At 67.9% G+C, this 19,070-nt stretch carries 18 protein-coding genes; 6 read left to right on the top strand and 12 right to left on the bottom strand.

The features are described 5' to 3' along the window. Window positions 1-28 precede the first annotated feature (28 nt). The 5 genes from LX81_RS10270 (at window position 29) to LX81_RS10250 (ending at window position 6,432) form a co-directional block, all read left to right on the top strand. Window positions 29-2,104 (top strand): HAD-IIB family hydrolase, encoded by a 2,076-nt coding sequence (locus tag LX81_RS10270; protein ID WP_111537234.1) that lies wholly within the window; start codon window positions 29-31, stop codon window positions 2,102-2,104. Further along, window positions 2,097-3,260 carry a glycosyltransferase gene (locus LX81_RS10265; protein WP_111537233.1) on the top strand — a complete coding sequence of 388 codons (1,164 nt, stop codon included), beginning with the start codon at window positions 2,097-2,099 and terminating at the stop codon, window positions 3,258-3,260. The genes LX81_RS10270 and LX81_RS10265 overlap by 8 nt, the downstream gene beginning before the upstream one ends. Then, the gene (locus LX81_RS10260) at window positions 3,257-4,243 is read left to right on the top strand and encodes a glycosyltransferase family 2 protein (protein WP_111537232.1); all 987 of its coding nucleotides are present in this window, start codon (window positions 3,257-3,259) and stop codon (window positions 4,241-4,243) included. The genes LX81_RS10265 and LX81_RS10260 overlap by 4 nt, the downstream gene beginning before the upstream one ends. Further along, on the top strand, window positions 4,240-5,391 hold the full coding sequence (locus LX81_RS10255) for a glycosyltransferase (protein ID WP_111537231.1): 1,152 nt from the start codon (window positions 4,240-4,242) through the stop codon (window positions 5,389-5,391). The genes LX81_RS10260 and LX81_RS10255 overlap by 4 nt, the downstream gene beginning before the upstream one ends. A gap of 87 nt (window positions 5,392-5,478) precedes the next feature. Beyond that, complete coding sequence (locus LX81_RS10250) at window positions 5,479-6,432, top strand: YihY/virulence factor BrkB family protein (protein ID WP_111537230.1); 954 nt, start codon at window positions 5,479-5,481, stop codon at window positions 6,430-6,432. 63 nt (window positions 6,433-6,495) lie between these two features. On the opposite strand, the gene LX81_RS10245 is transcribed toward LX81_RS10250, so the two are convergent. The 3 genes from LX81_RS10245 to LX81_RS10235 are packed head-to-tail and all read right to left on the bottom strand — an operon-like array spanning window position 6,496 to window position 8,787. After that, complete coding sequence (locus tag LX81_RS10245) at window positions 6,496-7,725, bottom strand: DUF3618 domain-containing protein (RefSeq protein ID WP_170133911.1); 1,230 nt, start codon at window positions 7,723-7,725, stop codon at window positions 6,496-6,498. Then, window positions 7,718-8,164, bottom strand: a complete 447-nt coding sequence (locus tag LX81_RS10240) for a phage holin family protein (protein WP_234822558.1) — start codon at window positions 8,162-8,164, stop codon at window positions 7,718-7,720. Before LX81_RS10240 ends, LX81_RS10245 begins: the two co-directional genes overlap by 8 nt. Continuing rightward, the gene (locus tag LX81_RS10235; RefSeq protein ID WP_111537228.1) at window positions 8,164-8,787 is read right to left on the bottom strand and encodes a hypothetical protein; all 624 of its coding nucleotides are present in this window, start codon (window positions 8,785-8,787) and stop codon (window positions 8,164-8,166) included. The genes LX81_RS10240 and LX81_RS10235 overlap by 1 nt, the downstream gene beginning before the upstream one ends. Before the next feature lie 176 nt (window positions 8,788-8,963). Between LX81_RS10235 and LX81_RS10230 the strand changes: the two genes are divergently transcribed. Continuing rightward, entirely contained in the window at window positions 8,964-9,689 is a 726-nt protein-coding gene (locus LX81_RS10230; protein WP_111537227.1) for a Crp/Fnr family transcriptional regulator, read from the top strand. 20 nt (window positions 9,690-9,709) lie between these two features. On the opposite strand, the gene LX81_RS10225 is transcribed toward LX81_RS10230, so the two are convergent. The 9 genes from LX81_RS10225 to LX81_RS10185 all read right to left on the bottom strand — a co-directional run bounded on the left by LX81_RS10225 (window position 9,710) and on the right by LX81_RS10185 (window position 18,940). Beyond that, window positions 9,710-10,789 carry a DUF1513 domain-containing protein gene (locus LX81_RS10225; RefSeq protein WP_111537226.1) on the bottom strand — a complete coding sequence of 360 codons (1,080 nt, stop codon included), beginning with the start codon at window positions 10,787-10,789 and terminating at the stop codon, window positions 9,710-9,712. A gap of 1 nt (window position 10,790) precedes the next feature. Next, complete coding sequence (locus LX81_RS10220) at window positions 10,791-11,783, bottom strand: imelysin family protein (RefSeq protein ID WP_111537225.1); 993 nt, start codon at window positions 11,781-11,783, stop codon at window positions 10,791-10,793. Further along, on the bottom strand, window positions 11,780-13,300 hold the full coding sequence (locus LX81_RS10215; protein WP_111537333.1) for a di-heme oxidoreductase family protein: 1,521 nt from the start codon (window positions 13,298-13,300) through the stop codon (window positions 11,780-11,782). Before LX81_RS10215 ends, LX81_RS10220 begins: the two co-directional genes overlap by 4 nt. A gap of 38 nt (window positions 13,301-13,338) precedes the next feature. Further along, entirely contained in the window at window positions 13,339-13,611 is a 273-nt protein-coding gene (locus tag LX81_RS10210) for a DUF1289 domain-containing protein (RefSeq protein ID WP_111537224.1), read from the bottom strand. A gap of 72 nt (window positions 13,612-13,683) precedes the next feature. After that, a complete protein-coding gene (locus LX81_RS10205) occupies window positions 13,684-14,946 on the bottom strand; it encodes an imelysin family protein (RefSeq protein WP_111537223.1) in 1,263 nt (420 codons plus the stop codon). Window positions 14,947-14,958: 12 nt separating this feature from the next. Beyond that, window positions 14,959-15,453: a hypothetical protein gene (locus LX81_RS10200; RefSeq protein WP_111537222.1), complete on the bottom strand. Its 495-nt coding sequence runs from the start codon at window positions 15,451-15,453 to the stop codon at window positions 14,959-14,961. Then, window positions 15,450-15,614, bottom strand: a complete 165-nt coding sequence (gene hemP / locus LX81_RS10195; protein ID WP_111537221.1) for a hemin uptake protein HemP — start codon at window positions 15,612-15,614, stop codon at window positions 15,450-15,452. Before hemP ends, LX81_RS10200 begins: the two co-directional genes overlap by 4 nt. A 375-nt stretch (window positions 15,615-15,989) precedes the next feature. Next, entirely contained in the window at window positions 15,990-17,204 is a 1,215-nt protein-coding gene (locus LX81_RS10190; protein WP_111537220.1) for a glycerophosphodiester phosphodiesterase family protein, read from the bottom strand. A gap of 83 nt (window positions 17,205-17,287) precedes the next feature. Further along, window positions 17,288-18,940, bottom strand: coding sequence for an alpha-glucosidase (locus LX81_RS10185; protein ID WP_111537219.1), 1,653 nt, complete (start codon window positions 18,938-18,940; stop codon window positions 17,288-17,290). Between the last annotated feature and the right edge of the window lie 130 nt (window positions 18,941-19,070).

Raw genomic sequence — 19,070 nt, 5'->3', positions numbered from 1 at the left:
TTCACAGCCTTTCCCCACGGAGCCCGCAATGCACATCCTCCACCTCGCGCTCGGGGGCTGTCTGAAGGCGCCGCCCGTCACCTACGGGCTGACGGAGGATACGGGCGGGCATATCGGCTACGTTCTGGGCGCGGCCGCGGCGCAGAGCCGTCGGGCGGATACGCGCCGGGTCGATATCGTGACCCGTGGCTTCGACGATCCGCGCCTGGGACCCGAATTCGCGATGCCGCGCGAGGTGATCTCGGCCAAATCCGAGATCCTGCGGCTCTTCACGGCGAACCGCGCCTATCTCGACAAGGGCGATCTGGCCGCCGAACTGCCGCGGCTCGAAACGGCCTTCCTCGATCTGCTCGGCGGGATGACGCGGCGGCCGGATGTGATCCACGCGCATTTCTCCGATGCCGCGCGGCTCGCTCTCGCCGCCAAGGAGCGCTTCGGGATCCCCTTCTGCTACACGCCCCATTCGCTTGGCATCGACAAGCGCGACGCCGGGAAGCCCGGCGCCGCCCTCGACGACCGGATCGGGGCCGAGCGTCTGGCAATCACCGAGGCCGATGCCATCATCGGCTCATCTCGCGACGAGACGGAACGGCAGGTCGTGGCCTACGGGCTCGACGCGGCCGGGCGCACCCATTGCGTCCCCCCGGGGATCAGCCTGCCGCCCCTTGCGGGGACGGAAAGCGCCCGTGCGCTGATCCGGCCCTTCCTACGCGACTTGCGCCGTCCCATCGTCCTCGCGGTCGCGCGCCCCGTCGCGAAGAAGAACCTCCCCGGCCTCGTCGAGGCGTTCGCCCGGCACGATGCGCTGCGCGCCAGGGCCAATCTCGTGATCCTCGCGGGTCAGCGCGACGATCCGGGCAGCGGTAATCCCGAGCAGCGCGAGACGATCCGCGCGCTCCTCGACGGGATCGACAGGCACGATCTCTGGGGCCGGGTCGCGTTGCCGCGGCGGCACCGCCCGGGCGACGTGCCCGGTCTCTACGCCCTCGCGGCCGAGAGCGGCGGCGTCTTCGTCAATCCCGCCTTCTTCGAGCCCTTCGGACTGACGCTCGTGGAAGCGGCCTCCTTCGGGCTGCCGGTCGTGGCCACGCGCCATGGCGGTCCCGCCGAGATCGTGGCGGAGATCGGACACGGACGTCTCGTCGACCCGCGCGACCCGATGGAGATCGGATCGGCCTGCCACGACCTCATCAGCGATCGCGACGCCGCGCGGGAGGCGCGCAGCGCGGCCCGGTCGCGTTCGGGGCGCTATTCCTGGTCTGCCTGGGCCGCGCGATCGGCGGAGATCTATGCGCAGGTCGCGCATCGTGCCCGCCATCGTCCTGCGCCATCCCTACCGCAATGCACCCGGATCCTCGCATGCGACATCGACGGGACGCTGACGGGATCGGAACGGGGCGCCGTCCGTTTCGCGGACTGGGTGCGGGCGCGCGATCCATCGAGGTTGCGCTATGCCGTGGCGACGGGCCGGTCGATCGGAGAAGCGCGGCGCGTCCTGTCGGCCTGGGCGCTGCCGGAGCCCGATCTCTACATCACCTCCGTCGGATCGGAGATCTGGCGGCCCCGCTCCGGCGGCGCGGCGACGCTCTGCCGCGACTATGCCCGGCGGCTCGACCGGAACTGGGCGCGGCACGAGATCGCCTTCCGCCTCGCCTCGATCGGCGCCAAGCCGCAAGCCGCACACGAGCAACGAAACTGGAAACTCAGCTATTTCGGCGATGCGGAGGAGGCGCGACGGATCGAGGCCGCACTCGTCGCCGCATCGCTGCCGGCGCGGGTCATCGCGTCCCACGGGCGCTTCATCGACGTGCTCCCGCGCGGTGCCGGCAAGGCCGCGGCGATTGCCTTCGAGGCGGAGCGCGCGGGCCTGACGCTTTCGGCCTGCATCGCCGCGGGCGACAGCGGCAACGATCTCGACATGCTGTCTAGATGCGGCAACGCGATCGTGCCGGCGAACGGTTTGCCCGAGATCGCGCATCTCGAGGCCGCGGGCCGTCTCGTCCGAACCCGCCGTGCCCATGCCGACGGGGTCCTCGAAGGGCTCGTCCGGATGGGGCTCGTGCGGCACCGCGAAAGGCCTGCCCGGATGCTGAAGGATGCGTGACTTCGTAGGCGGCGGCACGGCGCGCCCGTTCGGTTATTTCGTTCATCACCAGGGCAGGGGACATGCCGAGCGCTGCCGCGCGATCGCCCAGGCTCTGCCCCCCGAACGGCCGATACGGATCTTCTGCGCGCGCCCCGACCTGCTCGGGACGCTGCCCGACAACGCGCGGATCACGGAGATCCCCTCGCTCTTCGAGCCGCGTGGCGACGAGCCGCCCGCGATGGATCAGGTCGGCACGCCCGACACGCTGCACTGCGCGCCGCTCGGATGGTCGGGTATCCGCGAGGCGATGGGGACGATGACCACGTGGTTCGCCACGGCCGATCCGGCACTGATGATCTGCGACGTCTCCGCCGAACTCGCGCAACTCTGCCGTATTTGTTCCGTCCCGCATGTCAAGGTGCTCCAACATGGCGAGCGCGGCGATCCCGGGCACCGGGCGGCCTATGACGGTGCGGCGGGCCTGCTCGCGCCTTTCCACGCGGCGCTCGCGCAGCCGGACTGGTCGGAAGAGATGCTGGCCAAGACCTGTTTCGCGGGCGGTCTCGGCGTAGAGATCGCGCTGCCCGACCGTCCCGCGGCGCGCGCGCGACTGGGGATCGACCCGGGCCGCCGCGTGATCGTCGTGATGTCGGGCGGCGGAGGCAGCGGCTTCACGCGCGCCCCCCTCGGGATCGGCGCGCGGACCTGGCCCGACACGCTCTGGCTCAGCGTCGGACAGGTCGAGGCCGATTGGCACGCCACCGAGCCCGGCAATCTCGATCATCGCGGCTGGGTCGACAATCCCGGCGACTATATCGCCGCGGCCGATGTCATCGTGGCATCCTCAGGCAACACGACCTGCCAGCGCATCCTCGCTTCCGGCACGCCTTGGATCGTGATCCCCGAATGGCGCTATTTCGACGAGCAGGTCGAGAAGGCCCGCGCCCTTGCCCGGGCGGGCGCGGCTCATCACCTGCCGCACCTGCCGTCCTCCGCACAGGCCTGGCGGCAGGCCATCGCGGATGTGGAGGCGAGCCACGTACCGGAACGACAGCGCGCCCTCGTCGATGCGGCGGCGGGCACGAAGGCGTCGGCTTGGCTCGAGGCGCTGGCGGCCCGTCTTTGGTCCCGCGGCCGGACCGATCAAACGGAAATAGTGGAGGAAACACGATGAACGAAGCGGTCTCGGTTCTGACCATCGCGGCCGGCCGCGCGGATCATCTCGCCAATGTCGTACGCGGCCTCGCAGCGCAGACCCGTCCGCCGGCGGAACTGATCATCGCCGTCATGCAGGGCGCCACCTTCGGGGATTTGCCGCAGGCACCCTTTCCCGTGCGGCAGGTCCTCGTTCCGCCGCGCCCGAACCTGCCGCTCGCGGCCGCGCGCAACGCGGCTGCGCGTGCCGCGCAAAGCGAAATTCTCGCTTTCGTTGACGTTGATTGTATCCCCGGCCCGGATTTCGTTGCGGATTACGCCTCGATCATGGCGGAGACCGATGGCCTTCTCATGGGCGAAGTGGGCTACCTGCCCGCCGGGGCGGCGGCGGAGATCGATTTCGACCGGTTCGAGGCCGTGGCGGAGCGTCACCCCGACCGACGCGGCCCGCCCGCCCGCGGCAGGTCCGTCCTGTGCAACGATTACCGCTGCTTCTGGTCGCTCACCTTCGCCATGAGGGCCGCGGATTTTCATCGGGCGGGCGGCTTCGACGAGCGGTACGAGGGCTATGGCGGGGAGGATACCGATTTCGGCCGGACGCTCGATGCCTGCGGCATCCCGATGTACTGGATCACCGGAGCGAAGGTCTTTCACCAGCATCACCCCCATTGCATGCCGCCCGTCCATCACGTCGCCTCCGTCGTGCGGAACGCGGAGCTCTTCGCCACGAAATGGGGGCACCGGACGATGGAGCACTGGCTTTACGCCTTCCGGCGGCTGGGTCTTGTCGAGGATACCGAACGCGGGCTGCGGATCCTTCGCGCGCCCGATGCGGAGGTAATGGCGCTCTGCACGCAGCAGGCGGACATGCCCTATGCCACGACGCGGCGCGTCCTCGACCTCCTCGACGGCAAGAATGGCGCCCTGCCGCCGGAGGCACAGCGCCGCGAGATGGTGGAGGCGGCGCAATCGGCGCTCCTGACGGCCCGCGCCGGGGGATGACCTCGCCGCTTTCCGTCGCCGTCGTGGCCCATGTCCGCCATCCCATCGCGCCGCCGTTCATGGGCGGGATGGAGGCCCATTCCTGGCATCTCGTTCATGCCCTGAAGGCGCGGGGGCACGACGTGACCCTCTTCGCGAGTGCCGATTCTAAGGTCGATGTCGCTCTCCACCCCATCCTTGCGGAGCACTACGACCGGAGCCATCCGTGGAGCCGCTATCGCGGGACGGATGAGTTGAACGCGATCCTCGACGCGGGCTATGGCGCGGCGCTCGACGCCCTGGAATCGGGCGCCTTCGACGTGGTGCACAACAACTCCCTACACCGCTTCCCGCCCCGCTTCGCGCGTCGGGATCGGGTGGCGACGGTCACCTCGCTGCACGTGCCGCCCTTCGACGTGCTGCATCGCGCGATCCACGACAGCGCGGCGCCGTGGCACGCTTTCACCACGACATCGGAGGCGCAGCGTCGCGCCTGGTGGCCGGATGCGCCGCCGCCGCTGAGCCGCGTCGTCCCGAACGGGATCGATCTGGCGGAATGGCCGTTCGCGGCCGCGGGGGACGGCAGCGCGGTCTGGTCCGGCCGCATCATGCCCCTCAAGGGGCTGCATCTGGCGATCGGTGCGGTACGCCGGGCGGGGATGTCGCTGCGGATCTTCGGGGCGATCGAGGACCGGGAGTATTTCGAGGAAGCGATCCGCCCCGAACTCGGCGCCGATATCGTCTATGGCGGGCATCTCGCGCAGCCCGATCTCGCCGCGGAGATCGGCCGGGCGCAGGCGTTCCTCTTCACTCCGCTCTGGGACGAGCCGTTCGGACTTGCGGCGGTCGAGGCAATGGCCTGTGGCGTGCCGGTCGCGTATCTCGATCGCGGTGCGGCCCGCGAGGTCGTTGGTTCCGCGGGCATCGCCGCGCAGGAAGAAAGCCCGGGCGCCCTTGCCCAAGCCCTGCGCGACGCCGTACGGATCCCTCGGGAGCAGGTCCGGCAGCGGGTGGAGGCGAAATTCGGACGGGACGTCATGCTCGACGGCTACGAACACCTCTACCGGGCCGCGATGGCCGCGCGAGACGATCGCTGGCCGGAGATCGCATATTCGTCCATCATGCTGCCCGCAGGGTCCTCGTGCGGTCGGATGGCCGGGGCAGAGTAAGACGGAACCGGGTTCCCGGTGCAAAGGCCGGTCGCCTGCCCACGACGCGGTGGCAAGACGCGTATCGAAGCAGAAAGGAGCTATCCCATGGCGAAAGGTCGAGACCGAGGCCGCGACGCGGCGCGACCACAGGAAATCCCGAAGGCCGGATGGCGCGACATCGCGCTCCGCGTGAAGGACGAGATCACCAGGGACCACGTCTCCGTGGTCGCGGCGGGCGTGGCCTTCTTCGGGCTTCTCGCCATCTTCCCGGCGATCGCCGCGATGATGTCGATCGCGGGCCTGTTCCTCGATCCGTCGCAGGTCCAGGAGCAACTGGCGTCCGTCCTGTCGATCCTGCCGGAAAACGCGGCCAGCATCCTCGAGAGCCAAGCGAGCGACGTGGCGTCGAGCTCCGACACGTCGATCGGTCTGACCGCCGCCTTCGGCCTCGTCCTCACGCTCTACAGCGCGTCGAAGGGGATGACGACGCTGATGGAGGGAATGAACATTGCCTACGACGAGGAGGAAAAGCGCGGCTTTGTGATGCAGTACGTCACGGCGCTTCTCCTGACCGTGCTGCTCATCATCGGGCTGATCCTCGCGCTCGTGGGCACGGTCGTCATCCCCGCGCTCGCGGGGCGTCTGGGATTGCCTGAGAGCGTGGTGACGCTCGTGACCTACGGACGCTGGCTGCTCCTCGCCCTTTTCACATTCGGTGGATTGGCGGTGCTCTACCGTTTCGGACCGTCTCGGTCCAATCCGGAATGGCGCTGGGTCAGCACGGGGGCGGTGGTCGCGACCGTGATCTGGATCCTCGGCTCTATCGCCTTCTCGATCTACGTGCAGAATTTCGGCAGCTATAACGAGAGCTACGGCGCGCTGGGCGGCGTGATCATCCTTCTCACCTGGCTCTGGCTCTCGAGCTTCATCGTGCTTCTGGGGGCGGAGCTCAATTCGGAGATGGAGCATCAGACGGAGCGCGACACGACCACCGGACCGAACGAACCGATGGGCGAACGCGGCGCGGTCAAGGCGGACACGACAGGCCGCATTCCCTGACGCCAGGCACAAAAAAAGGGGGGGCCATCGAAGCCCCCCCCGTCGTTTCATGGTCGCCGGAGGTCAGGTCCGGGTCGTGTCGGGATTGCCGAGATCCTGCTTCTCGGCCTCGTCGACGGCACGATCGCGCAGGCGGTTGGCGGCACCCTCCGCGGCGTCCGCCATCGAATTCGCCGCGTCCTTGTCGCCGGGCGTCCGGCGATCGGCCTCGCCCTTGGCTTCCTCGGCCATCTTCTGCGCTTCGTCGGTCACGGCACCTGCGACGCGCTGGGCCTTCGAGAGCTCGGACTGGAACATCTGCTCCGCATCGTCGACCAGGCGATCACGGGTGGCGCCCAGCCACTCGTCCTCCTGACGGGTGTGGGGCAGGCCCGCACCGATTGCGGCCCCGAGCGCCACGGCAAGAGCACCGAAGACCAGCGGCTGGCGGTCGTAGTAATCGGCCGCTACCGCTCCGCCGCGCCGCATGGCGGCATCGGCTTCGTCACGGATCTCGAGCGCCCTGAGGCGGGCCGCGATCACACGTTCCCTTGCGTCCTCCGAGAGTTTTTCGGTTCCCGCGGCGATGCGAAGCCGGGCGCGATCGGCGCTCGATCGCACGCCTTCTACCGCATGGCGCGCGGAGGCCCCGGCGCGGGCATAGCCGTCGGACGCGCTCGAATACGCGCTCGACGCGGAGGCGCTCATCCGTTCCCCGATGCCGGGTCCATCAGAGCCCGAAGTCGCGCTTCCTTCAGCGGACCCCACGGGCTGCACCGGAGCGGGCAGACCGACATAGGGATCGTCGAGATGGCTGTCCGCGTCGGAGTAGGTGTCATGCGGACGCCCCCGAGCCCAGACAGGGGGAGGCGCGGCCGGCCGGGGTCCGCGAATGCCCGCGGCGGCCGATGCGTTGGAACCGGGCGTCTCGTAGCGCGACGGCGGATCGTAGGCGGAGGTCGATGCGTAGAATTCCGACTCGTCCTCGTCGCCACCGGAGCGGTCGAACCGATCGGCAACGGCCCGGCGCGAGCGGCTCGCACCGCGCGAGATTTGGGTCGAGGAGGGACCTGAGCCGAAGATCATCCAAGCGAGGCCGACCCCGGCCAGGCCGAGGGCGATCGGGTTTTCCTTCACCGAGCGCGATACGGCGGTAGCGATCTCGCCACCGTTCGTCCGGACCTGATCGGTGATCTGCCGTCCCACGTTGTCGAAGGTGAGCCGGCCCCTGAGTTCGGCGATCGTCTGATCGAGCGCTGCGCGATCCTGTTCGATTTCCGATTCGATTTCCCTGGCGGAACGCGTATCAGCCATTGTTGGTATGCTCCTTGACGGTTCGCACATCGCGACGGACGTTCTTCGTCGTCCGCGTCGGTGCGAGAGATGTGGCGCTCAGATCGCTCTTGCCTTTCGACATGAGGATGATGGCGATGAGAAGGATGACGCCGCCGACGATAAGGGAGGCCCAACCGGCGCCGATCCCCGTTTGCGCGATCGCGGCGACGGCCGCGGCGGCAAGCACGTTGAGCGCGACGAGGAAGAACACGATCGCGGCGACGAGCATGCCGACCGCCGCCATGGCGCGGTTCACGTTCTCGCTCATCTCCGCGCGCGCGAGATTGACTTCGTTGCGCACGAGCATCGTCACGCGGTCGACCAGTTCACCCACGAGATCGAAGGCCGTCCGTGACCGCAGGGCGCTGTCGCGTTCCGCGCTCTCCGAAGTGCGCGATGACATTCCGGTATCGCTCATCAGAGGCCTCCCTTCATCGGATCGTTGCGCAGACCCGGCGTCTGTTCGGGGCTCGCGGGCGTGCGGGCGCCGTACTCTCCCGGGGTGCTGCCATAGGGGCGCGACGTGCTGCCCGGCGTGCTGCTATACGGACGCGTCGTCTCGCCATAAGTGTCCGGCGTACCGCGGGTGGTTCCGTACTCGTAGTCGGAACCCGTACCGCGCGGCCGTTGCGTCGCACCTGCCACGCGGCTGGCCGCAAAGCCAACCAGCGTCGCGACGCCGAGGAAGGCCAAGGGGTTGGCGCGCGCGAAACGACCGACCTCGGCCAGCATATCTCCCGGCTCTTTGGACTTGATCGAATCCGCCGTGTCGGCCAAGGTTCCAGCCAATGCTTGGAACGCCTGCTCCTGGAAGGAACCGCCACGGGTCGAATCCGCAGCCTTGCGCAGGGCCGACGCGATATCGGAAACTTCTCCGGCCACGCCGTCTCGCGCATCGTGAGCGCGGTCCTGTGCATAATGCGAGGCCTGCGACATGGCGGATTGTGCCGTCGAACGTGCATCCTCGGCCAGACGGGACCCGGCGCGGTTCACGTCATCGCGAACGTCGCCTCCCGCCGTCCTGTTGGGATCGTCAGACATTGTGCCACCTTTGGTTAACTGTTAATCTTCCGGCCAACTCACCGAGGTTTGAGTTGTTCCGTCCGGTATCGATTGTACAATCCGATCCACCTCTCTGGGATCTCCCCGCAGCTTGCGGGTTCGAGGGCTTACCTCTAGACATCACGTCCGTATCGTAGGCGGCGGGCATCGATGTCATGACAATCTCGAGATTGCTTCCCGCCGCGTTGGCCGCGCGTGACACGCTCACGGAACACGATCATACGGCGCTCGCGTCGCTCAATGTTCGCAGCCAGACCTTCAATCATCTCGAGGTGATCCTTCCCGCGGGTCCGTCGCCACACGAGAGCTGTCTCATCGTTGGTGGCATGGCGCTGCGCATCCAGACGCTTGGGCCGCGGCAAGGAGTTACCTCCGCGATTCACATTCCCGGTGATTTCGTGGACCTGCACGGGTTCCTGCTCGATTCGCTTGAGCATTCCGTCATTGCGCAGGGCCGCTGCCAGGTGCAGTTCGTCGATCGCGCGGAATTGTTGGAGATCACCGAAACCAGGCCACATCTCACGCGCCTTCTCTGGCTCATCACGTTGATCGATGCCAAAATCAATCGCACTTGGGTCGCGGCGGGCGCCGCGCTGCGCGCCGCGGAACGCATCGGACATCTCATGTGCGAGCTGCATGCGCGCTACGCCGTGATCGGGGCGGTGGAGAACGATGCGTTCGAGGTGCCGCTCGAACAGCAGGACCTCGTCCGCATCCTCGGCTTCTCGAAGACCCACATCAATCGGGCGGTTCAGGAATTGCGCGGCCGCGGACTTCTGGAATGGTCGCGCGGCCTCGTGACCCTTCCCGACCCCGGTGGCCTCGCCGAGTTCAGCGGCTTCGATCCCACCTTCCTCGAAATACGCCGGATACCACGGTGAACCCGGACCTCGCGGGAGGATCAGCCGATGGCGACGAGGTGATTGTCCCAGCTGAGACCCGGTAGCGTCACCGCCGCGCGGACCTCGCCTTGCTCGATGCGCAGCACGCCCCCCGTTCCATCGGACGCCGTGAACCCGCCCGGCGCCGTGGCGAGCCCGCAGATATCGGCACGCAGAACCGCGCCGTGGAACTGCCCCTCGCGGTCGAAGATGTGCATCCGTCCGCCCCGCGGGGAGGTGATGCCGATACGCGCTCCTGCCCCGTCGATCGCCACGGAACCGGCATAGCCCTGCATGGACATCTGCTCGCCCAGATCCGCCGCGGCCAGGATCGGTGTCCCGCCGCGCCGCACGAGGCCGAGGAGCGGTGGCGCCTCCATCGGGTCGCCCTGCCATTGCATTGCGAAGGCCACGTCATCGTCGGGTCCGACCGCGAGATGGCGGATGGAGTTCCACTGGAGGTCGGGATCGAGCTCGATGAGCTCGACCGGGCCGGTCTCGGGGTCGACGAAGGCAAGGCTGGGACGCATCGTGTCGAGGTTCAGCTTTTCGCGCCCGTGACCGGGATCGGTGCGGATACCGCCGTTGGCGACGACGAGCGTCCGGCCGTCCGACAGGGTGCGGATGTCATGCGGTCCGATCCCGCCCGTGGCGACCTCCCCCATCCGGCGGTAGCCCGCGCGGCGGTCCCACAAACCGATCCGCCCCGCGCCGCTCTCGATCTCGTTCTCGGTGGTGCAGAGGATGTCGCCCCCCGCGATGAAGGTGCCGTGACCGTAGAAATGCCGCCCCGCAGGCGCATCGAGCCGATGGCGCAGCGTGCCGGTCGCGCAATCGATCACGAGGGCGAACGTGCCCGGGCGTCGGGCGAAGGCGACGGTTTCGGGCCGGTCGGGATGGGCCGTGGCGGCATGTCCGCGACCAAGCAGGGGGACGCGGAAGATTGGGTCACCCACGGCCGAAAGGCCGTAGATCGCGTAGCCGCCATCGGCGTCGCGCGCGGCTCCGAGATAGGCGGGACCGCCCGCCTCCGCCCAGGAGAGGGCGGGAAGTGCCGTACCGGCGGCGAGACCGGCCAGGAAGCTGCGCCGTGTACCCATGTCAGTCTCCATCCCCTGCATTGAAGCCCGCCGAGACACCGAGAGCCGTCCCGATCTCGCTGGCGGCCACCTGCCGCGCGGCCTCGATCCGCTGCTGGACGATCTCGACCTCGAACCGACCCTGCGGATCGTCGACCAGCGCAAAGACCGGATCGTCGAGATCCCGGGCGGCGGCGATGGCGCGATCGAACGCGGCCCGCGTTTCCGTGGGTGTGTCCAAGGCCAGCGCAGTCGCGAAGTCCCGCAGGCCCTCGAGCGAGGCTACGAGGAGAGCGAGCGACAACCCCGACCGCCGCGCCTCCGCCCGTTCGGGCCGGGGACGTTCGAATGTGCCCAGAGGCCGTCCCAGGCGTTGCGCCGCGTCGAATTCGAGCCCCGAGGAAAGTGCGGTGAAGAGCGCCTGGCGCACTTCACGCTCGCTCAGGTACGTGGTGTTGCCCGCATCCCCCGCGCTCGCGAGCGTCTCGGCGTAGCCGTCCCGCCACTCCGCCTCGATCTCGAAGGCCATGCGGGCGAGATCCCGCGCGACCGCGACGACGTAATCGCAGGTGTAGCTCTCCTTCCCGTAGCCCTCGTAGGCTTCGTCGTTGAGCAGCCGGTCGAGCGCCATCAGGCCGCGCCCGGCCACGGAAACCTCCGCGAAACCCGCCTCGCTTTCGACGGCCGGATCGGCATCCGCGATCAGCCCGGCGATGGTACGGTCCGCCATGCCCCGCACGTCGGGCCAGAACTCGATCGCGAGCACCCGGCCCTGCTCCTCGACGGGGCCGATGCGCAGATGGCCGATCCGCGCCCAGGCATCGAAGGCGTCGCGATAGGCAGGCCGTAGCCCCTCGGCGGTGCAATCGGTGGCCGCGTCATTGGCCAGCGTCTCCGTGGCTTCGGACAGACGGGCATAGCCGGGCAGGATATAGGTCTCGATCGCGTCCTCGACACCGGCGGTGGCCGGGCCTGCGAGGAAAGCGATGAGGAGGGGGAAGAGGGAACGTTTCACAGGCTCTCCAGAAAATGGATGAGGGCGTCGCGGTCGGGTTTCGGCATCTCCACGACGCGGTCGCGCGCGGCCTGCGCCTCGCCGCCGTGCCAGATCACGGCCTCGAGAAGCGATCGCGCGCGACCGTCGTGCAGGAACCGGGAATGGCCGTTCACCTGTTCGGTGAGCCCGATCCCCCAGAGCGGCGCGGTGCGCCACTCGCGACCCGATGCACGCCCCTCGGGGCGATGGTCCGCGAGGCCCTCGCCCATGTCGTGGAGGAGGAGATCGGTATATGGCCAGATAAGCTGGAAGCTCTGTTCGGGCTGATCGGCGAGCCGGTCGGTCACGAATTTCGGCTGATGGCAGGCGGGGCAGCCCGCGTCGTAGAAGATTTCCTTGCCGCGCAGGACCTCCGAGGCGTCCACGTCGCGACGGGCGGGCACGGCGAGGTTGCGCGAATAGAAGGTCACGAGGTCGAGCGCCTCCGCGTCGACCTCCGTGCCGCGCGCGTCGCCATCGCCATGCGGGCCCGCGCGGCAAGCGTCCTGCTCCGGCGTGCAATCGCCCCAGGGCGCCTCGAAGATCGGCGTGGAGATCCCGATATCGCCCGCGAACGCGCTCGCCGCCTGCTCCCGGATCGTGGGTGCGCCCGCCTTCAACCCGAACCGGCCGAGCATCGGGCGCTCTTCCTCGAAGGACCAGACGGCCTGCGCGCGGCCGGAGATGCCGTCGCCATCCGCGTCCTCGGGGTCGGCGAGGGCGAGGATGTCGGCGGGCGGGATCGCCTCCAGAAGCCCCAGCCCGATCATCTGTGGCGCGACCCGCGGCGAAAGCATCAGATCGTCGCGGAGTGGCCCATAACCCGGATCCGCGATGCCGTATTCGGGCGCGAGAAGCGTGACCGTCTCGCCTCCGGCGAGCTCGACGGGCATCTCCCGCGTGGTGATCGTCATCCGGCCCTCCGCCGCCTGACCCTGGACGGCGAAGTTCTGGAGCTGCCCGCCCAGGACGGGATCGGGGCGGGCACGTCGCGTCTCCTCCCCGAGCGAGAGGAGGAACGCCTCGATCTCGCTCGTCGCCTCGTCAGGCGCCGCCGGAACGGAGAGGCGCAGGAACATGGACACGGCCGGGTCTTCTGGTCCCTCCGGCGGGTGGCCGCGCCCGTCCTTCAGGTGGCAGCGCTGGCAGGAGCGGGCATTGTAGAGCGGTCCGAGCCCATCGGAGGCCTGGGTGGAGGCGGGCGAAGACACCCAGACCTTGCGGAACAGCCCGTTGCCGATCTTGAAGTCCAGCTCGCGGGCGAAGGAGATGTTGCCCGAGGCCTGCGAGAACGCGTCCGCATCGCTGCGCGCCCGAACCGTCGCGCCGCCGCCAGGATTGGCCTCGAACGGTTCGGCGGCATCGAAGCTCGTGGCGGGCGCGACGATGTCGGCGATCCGCGCCGCTTCCGCATCCGTGCGCGCCACGACGTCGAGATGCGCGCGCGTCAGCGCATCCTGCGGCTCACCGGAAAGCGCCGCGCCGCCGATCGCCATGCCGGTGATCGCGGCGAGGAGGGCGATCCGGGTCGACGTCACGGTTTCAGGGAGGCATCGAGCGGCGGGGGCGGGGTCGCGCCTTTCTTCCGAAGCTTCTTCAGATACGCCCGGGTCCAGTGCGTGTAACGGCCGAGATCGTTCTGCTGGTGGACCAGCATCGTGACGAAGGCCCGGCGCAGCTCCGCCTTCCGGAGCGACTTGAACATCCGTTTCTGCGGCTTCGTCATGGAGCAGCCGATGCAATGGTCCCCGCGGCGGAACTTGCATACGCCGATACACGGGGAAGGAAGTTTCGCAGATTTCGCCATGGGGGGTCCTGAAGCGGAATGGGGGCAATGCCCGGCGGCAGCGCCCCCGTACTCATACGACGGTCCGGCGGCCTATTGAAAGACGGCGTTCGGATCGTCGAGGCTCTCCGACCCCTGGAAGGCGATCTGGTCGAGCCCGAGCGCCACCACCGCGCGCTCGATGCTGCGGGTCTGCGCGATCAGCGCGTCGATCGCGTTCGTGATCAGGGCCTCTCCGTCCGAATTGCCGCGTGCAAGCATCCGGTCGTAGGAGAAGCCCGCTTCCGCGACCGCCTTGATCCGGCCCATCTCCGCCATGGTGTGATCGAGATCGGCCCGGAGCGCCGCGTCGACATCCGGATCGCTCTCGGCGACGAGTTCGGAAAGCGACGGTCCCGACACGACCGTGCCGTCGATCCGGGCGTAGCTCCCCACGTAGACGTTCCGGATGCCCATCGCGTCGTAGTAATGGCTGTTGTGGGTGTTGTCGGAGAAGCAATCGTGCTCCTCCTCGGGGTCGTTGAGCAGGATGCCGAGCTTCATCCGCTCCCCGGCCTGTTCGCCGTAGGAGAGCGAGCCCATGCCGGTGAGGATCGCGTCGATCCCCGCATCCTCGTTAGCGAGCACCGCCTCCCGCGCGGCCCCGCCCGCCGTCCATTGATCGGCCATCCAGGCGAGATCGTCGACGAGCAATGTCGTCGCCGAGCGCAGGTATTCCCCGCGGCGGTCGCAATTGCCGTGGGTGCAGTCCGCGCCAGTCGCGTAATCCGTCCAGGGACGGGCGCCTGCGCCGGCCTCCGTCCCGTTCAGATCCTGCCCCCAGAGCAGGAACTCGATCGCGTGGTAGCCCGTCGCCACGTTCGCCTCCACCGCGTCGGCCTCGTGCAACGTGTCACGCAGCAACGCGGGCGTGATCTCCGTCGCGTCGATCTCTTCCCCGGAGAGCGTGAAGGTCGGGTTGGCAATGACGTCGAGCGCCGCATAGGCGTTTTCGTCGGTCGCACCGCCATAGCTCGGGTCGACATAATCCATGAGCCCCTCGTCGAGCGGCCAGGCATTCACCTTGCCCTCCCAATCGTCGACGATGGGGTTGCCGAACCGGAAGGCCTCCGTCTGCTGATAGGGGATGCGCGCGCGGAGCCAGGCCTGCCGCGCGGTCGCGAGCGTATCGGCCGAGGGCGCGTCGAGCAGTTCCGCGACGGCGTCCCCGAGCGCCTCTGCCGCGACGAGGCTGTCGCCGTAGGCGGCCTCGGCGATATCGGCATATGTCCCGAGGATGTCTCCCTTCTCGGTTGCCAGGGCGGGCAGGGCGCAGAGTGCCGTACTGGCGCAGGAAACAAGCAGGAGACGGGACATGGGAAATTCCTTCTAGTGGACGCGCGAAGCGGGCGTCGAATGGGTGGGATGAGGGTCTCGGCCATGCGCCGTCGCGAGGCGGAGGAACGGTTGACCGAGCGCGATCGAGAGCCGCCCGGCCTCGAAGGCGGCGGGGCCCGTCATCAGGACGCAGGCGAAGAGCAGAGCGTCGTCGTGATCGCCCGCGGCGCCGGCCACGATCATCTGGGCGAAGGCATTCTCGTCGCCGCCCATGCAGCGGCAGTCCAACTCGTGGCGCATGAGCGGGCGGCGCGCGGCCGCGAGCGTCAGCTCCATCAACGCGTCGAAATCCCGTACGGCATCGCGCGCCGCCTCGGCCGGCAGGACGTCGCGGAACTGCGCCGCGATGTGTTTGCGGGATTCGCCGCCCGTGCACCAGCAGCGCAGTAGGATGATCGCCGATCGCGTGATCGCGTCCGCTTCGTCGATCAGGCCGACAGGCAACGCGCCACGGTCGGGACGCGGGAGGGGGGTGTGGACCGTCATTTCGTGAGGATCAGCTTGCCGGCCCGCGTGATGCGCAGGACATAGACCTTGTCGTCAAGAACGAGGCGCGCCAGGCGGTCCGCTCCCGTGAGATCCCGAGCCGAATGGGTGGGGATCTCGGTGGCCTGGGCCTCGCTCCGGGCAGGTGTCACGACATCCACGACTCGTCCTCCCTCGGAGCGTGAAAGTCACGCGGGTAAGCCGCATCGGGTGATCCGCCTTCGGTCAATCCCATCAGGAATTCGTCGCGGGACGAAGCTGCCTGCCACGGTTCCTCGCGGGGTGCGGGATTGCGCTCTGCGTCTTGGTTGGCCACGGGGCACCTCCTGTTCACCAAGTCCGGGCTTCCCGATCGGGTGGCTGGGCTCACTCTCAAGTCTTACCAAAACGATCAGGTTAGTCAATCGCCCCTATCCTCAGCTTGGAAAGGTCGGCCGGCGCCACTCGTGACAGGCGTCGTTCCCGGAAATGCAACGGCCGGATACCTGAGGTACCCGGCCGGAATATGGGTAGAAACGCCCCGCGACGCGGCGATCTTACAATCCGTAGCAATTCGCGTAGTAGCTCACCGTCGCCGGCCAGTCGGAGAAGATGCCGACCACGCCCACATCCTGCGCGAGCGCATGGACGACGTTGAGGTAATCCTCGTCGCCATCGATCGCGTCGGTGATCGTGTGGTAGTACCAACCGCCGCCATTCGCCAGCGGACCGGACCGTTCCAGCGACCATGCGATGATGTCGATATCCGCCGCGGCGAGCTGCGTCGCGAGTTCGGACGGGACGATCTCTCCCGACTCGTCGAGCGTCAGAAGGAACGGGATCGCGGGCGCGACGTAATTGACGCCCTGCTCCTTCAATTCGGCGGGCGTGAACCCCCAGCTTTCCGGGTCCATTCCGTCGAGCCCCTCGATCGAGCTGTCATCGATGAGGTAGACGGCCTGTGCGCCGAAATCGGGTTCATTCTCGATCCAGTAGAGGACATCCTCGAACTGGAAGGATTGCGGCCAGACGCGGGCGGGGTCGATCCCGGCATCCTTGTACTCGTCGATGAGCTTCTGAGCGTAATCCTCCTGGCTGAACCCGTCGAAGGGCATCTCGACCGAAGGCGCCTTCAGTTCCGGCGTGAAGTCGGCGCCGAGCGTGTCGAAGAGGGCGATCGATTCGGCATGGGTCATCGTCTGCGCCCCGTCTGCGAAGAGCGTGGTGCGCCAGGGAGCGACGCCGCCCTGGAACGCCTCCGCATCCGCGGCCGTCGGATCGTAGCTGTCCATCTTCGGCTCGAGCGTCCGGAACTCCGCGAGGGTGATGTCGCTCGTGCGGCACTCGGCGCTCGCCTCGGTGTCTCCTTCCGCGGGGGTGAAGCCGGAGGTGCATTTCTGCGCGAGATCGGTCAGCAGGATGTTCGTCGTCGTGTGCAGGTCGTTCTGCGCGTGCCGGCAGACGAGCTCCTTGTCGGCCGTGAACGTCACGTCGCATTCGAGGATGCCCGCACCCATCTTCGCCGCGGCGCGGTTCGATTCCACCGTATGCTCGGGAAACATCAAGGGCGCGCCGCGATGGCCGATGGAGAAGGCGGTGCGTTCCGGCGTCTGACCCGCACAGGAGAGAAGCTTGTCCTTCAGCGCCCCCTCCTGGAGCTTTTCCACGAGAAAGGCGGGGCGGACTCCGTAATCGAGCGCCTCCTCCCCGGATTGCGCGCCGGCTATCGCGGGCATCGCCGCGGCGAGCGCGGCGTAGATCGTAAGTCTCATCCAGTGGTCTCCTACCTGATCGCGAACCGGACAATTGCCCTGAAAGGTCACGCGATGATGACAGCCTACGATCAACGCACGGATCAGTCCATTTCGATGGCGAAGGCCTCGAAGGGCGCGAGCGTGATCCGTCCGGAGATCGCGCGCCGCGCCGCCGCGTTCGTGACAAGGGATGTCCCGGCGCCCGACATCTCCTCGGGCACGTCGAACTCGACCGGCTCTGCGCTGAAGCTCGCGATCACAGCCAGCCGCGTCCCGTCGAGCATGCGGGTATAGGCGAAGACCGATGGATAGTCAGCCGCGTGAAGCGCGAACCGACCGAAGGCCACAACCGGTTTCTCGCGGCGCAGGGCGACGAGACGCCGATACGTCTCGAAGATGCCGTCCGGATCGGCGCGGTCGGCTGCGACGTTGATCGCGTCGGCGTTCGCGTTGATCTCGATCCAGGGGGTGCCGGTGGTGAAGCCCGCGCCGGGTCCGGCCTCCCATTGCATCGGCGTGCGGGAATTGTCGCGCGCGGTGACGCTCGCCCCCGCTACGAAATCCTCCGTGGAGACGCCCGCGCGTCGTTGATCCTCGTAATGGTTCAGCGTCTCGAAATCGCGGTATTGCTCGATCCGGGTGAAGCGGGCATTCGTCATCCCGATCTCCTCGCCCTGATAGATGAAGGGCGTACCCTTCAGCATGTGGAGCGCGATCGCGAGCATCTTGGCCGACGCGACCCGGTGAACCCCATCCTCGCCGTAGACGGACACCTGCCGCGGCAGGTCGTGGTTCGTGAAGAAGAGAGAGTTCCAGCCGTCCTCCCCCAGCGTCTCCTGCCATTCGGCGAGCACCCGCTTCAGCCGCGGCAGGTCGAAGGGCTTCGGACGGAACTTGCCGAAGGTCTCGTCCCAGCCCTGGGTGACGTGGTTGAACTGGAAGACCATGTCGAGCTCGCCGCGGTCCCGCCCGCAATAGAGGAGCGCCGTCTCGGGGCTCACCGACCAGCTCTCGCCGATCGAGACGATGTCGCGTCCGGCGAGCGTCTCCCGCCGCATCTCCTGCAGGAAGGCGTGGAGATCGGGGCCCTCCTCGAAGACCCCCGCATCCACGTCCTTGCCGATGAGGCTGATCACGTCCATCCGGAAGCCCGCGATGCCGCGGTCGAGCCACCAGTTCATCATGTCCCAGATCGCGGCGCGGAGGTCGGGGTTCTGCCAGTTGAGATCGGGCTGCTGCGGGCTGAAATAGCCGAGATAGTACTTGCCCACCTCCTCCACCCACGTCCAGGCGGAGCCGCCGAAGCACGCGCGCAGATCGCTCGGCGGGCCGCCGTCGGGCGCGGCGTCGCGCCAGACGTAGAAGTCGTGCTCCGGCGCATCCGCGCTCGCCCGCGCGGCCTCGAACCAGGCATGTCGGTCGGAGCTGTGATTGACGACGAGATCCATGACGATCCCGATCCCGCGCGCGCGCGCTTCCGAGATCAGGCGGTCGAGATCGTCGAGCGTACCGAATTCCGGTGCCACGTCGCGGTAATCCGAGATGTCGTAGCCATTGTCGGCCATCGGTGAGCGATAGACCGGAGAGAGCCACACGAACCCGATCCCGAGATCGGAGAGGTGGTCGAGCTTGCCGATGATGCCGGGGATGTCGCCGATCCCGTCGCCGTTCGAATCGGCGAAGGAACGGGGATAGATCTGGTAGCCGGTCGCCTTCTTCCACCAGGGGTGATCCGGTCTCGCGGTGTCGGTCATGACGCTCCTATCCGTCTGCCTCGATCCCGCCGGTCTAGCGTGGTCATCCCTAAGAGGACCAGCTACATCCGGCCCCGCGTCGAGTTCGGCGCGGTCATGGCGTCGCTTCCGCGATCTCTACCCGTGTACC

It is taken from the genome of Palleronia aestuarii (assembly GCF_003253995.1).
Classification (GTDB): domain Bacteria; phylum Pseudomonadota; class Alphaproteobacteria; order Rhodobacterales; family Rhodobacteraceae; genus Palleronia; species Palleronia aestuarii.
Note: the sequence above shows the minus strand (reverse complement) of the source record. Positions and strands in the feature narration are given on the sequence as shown.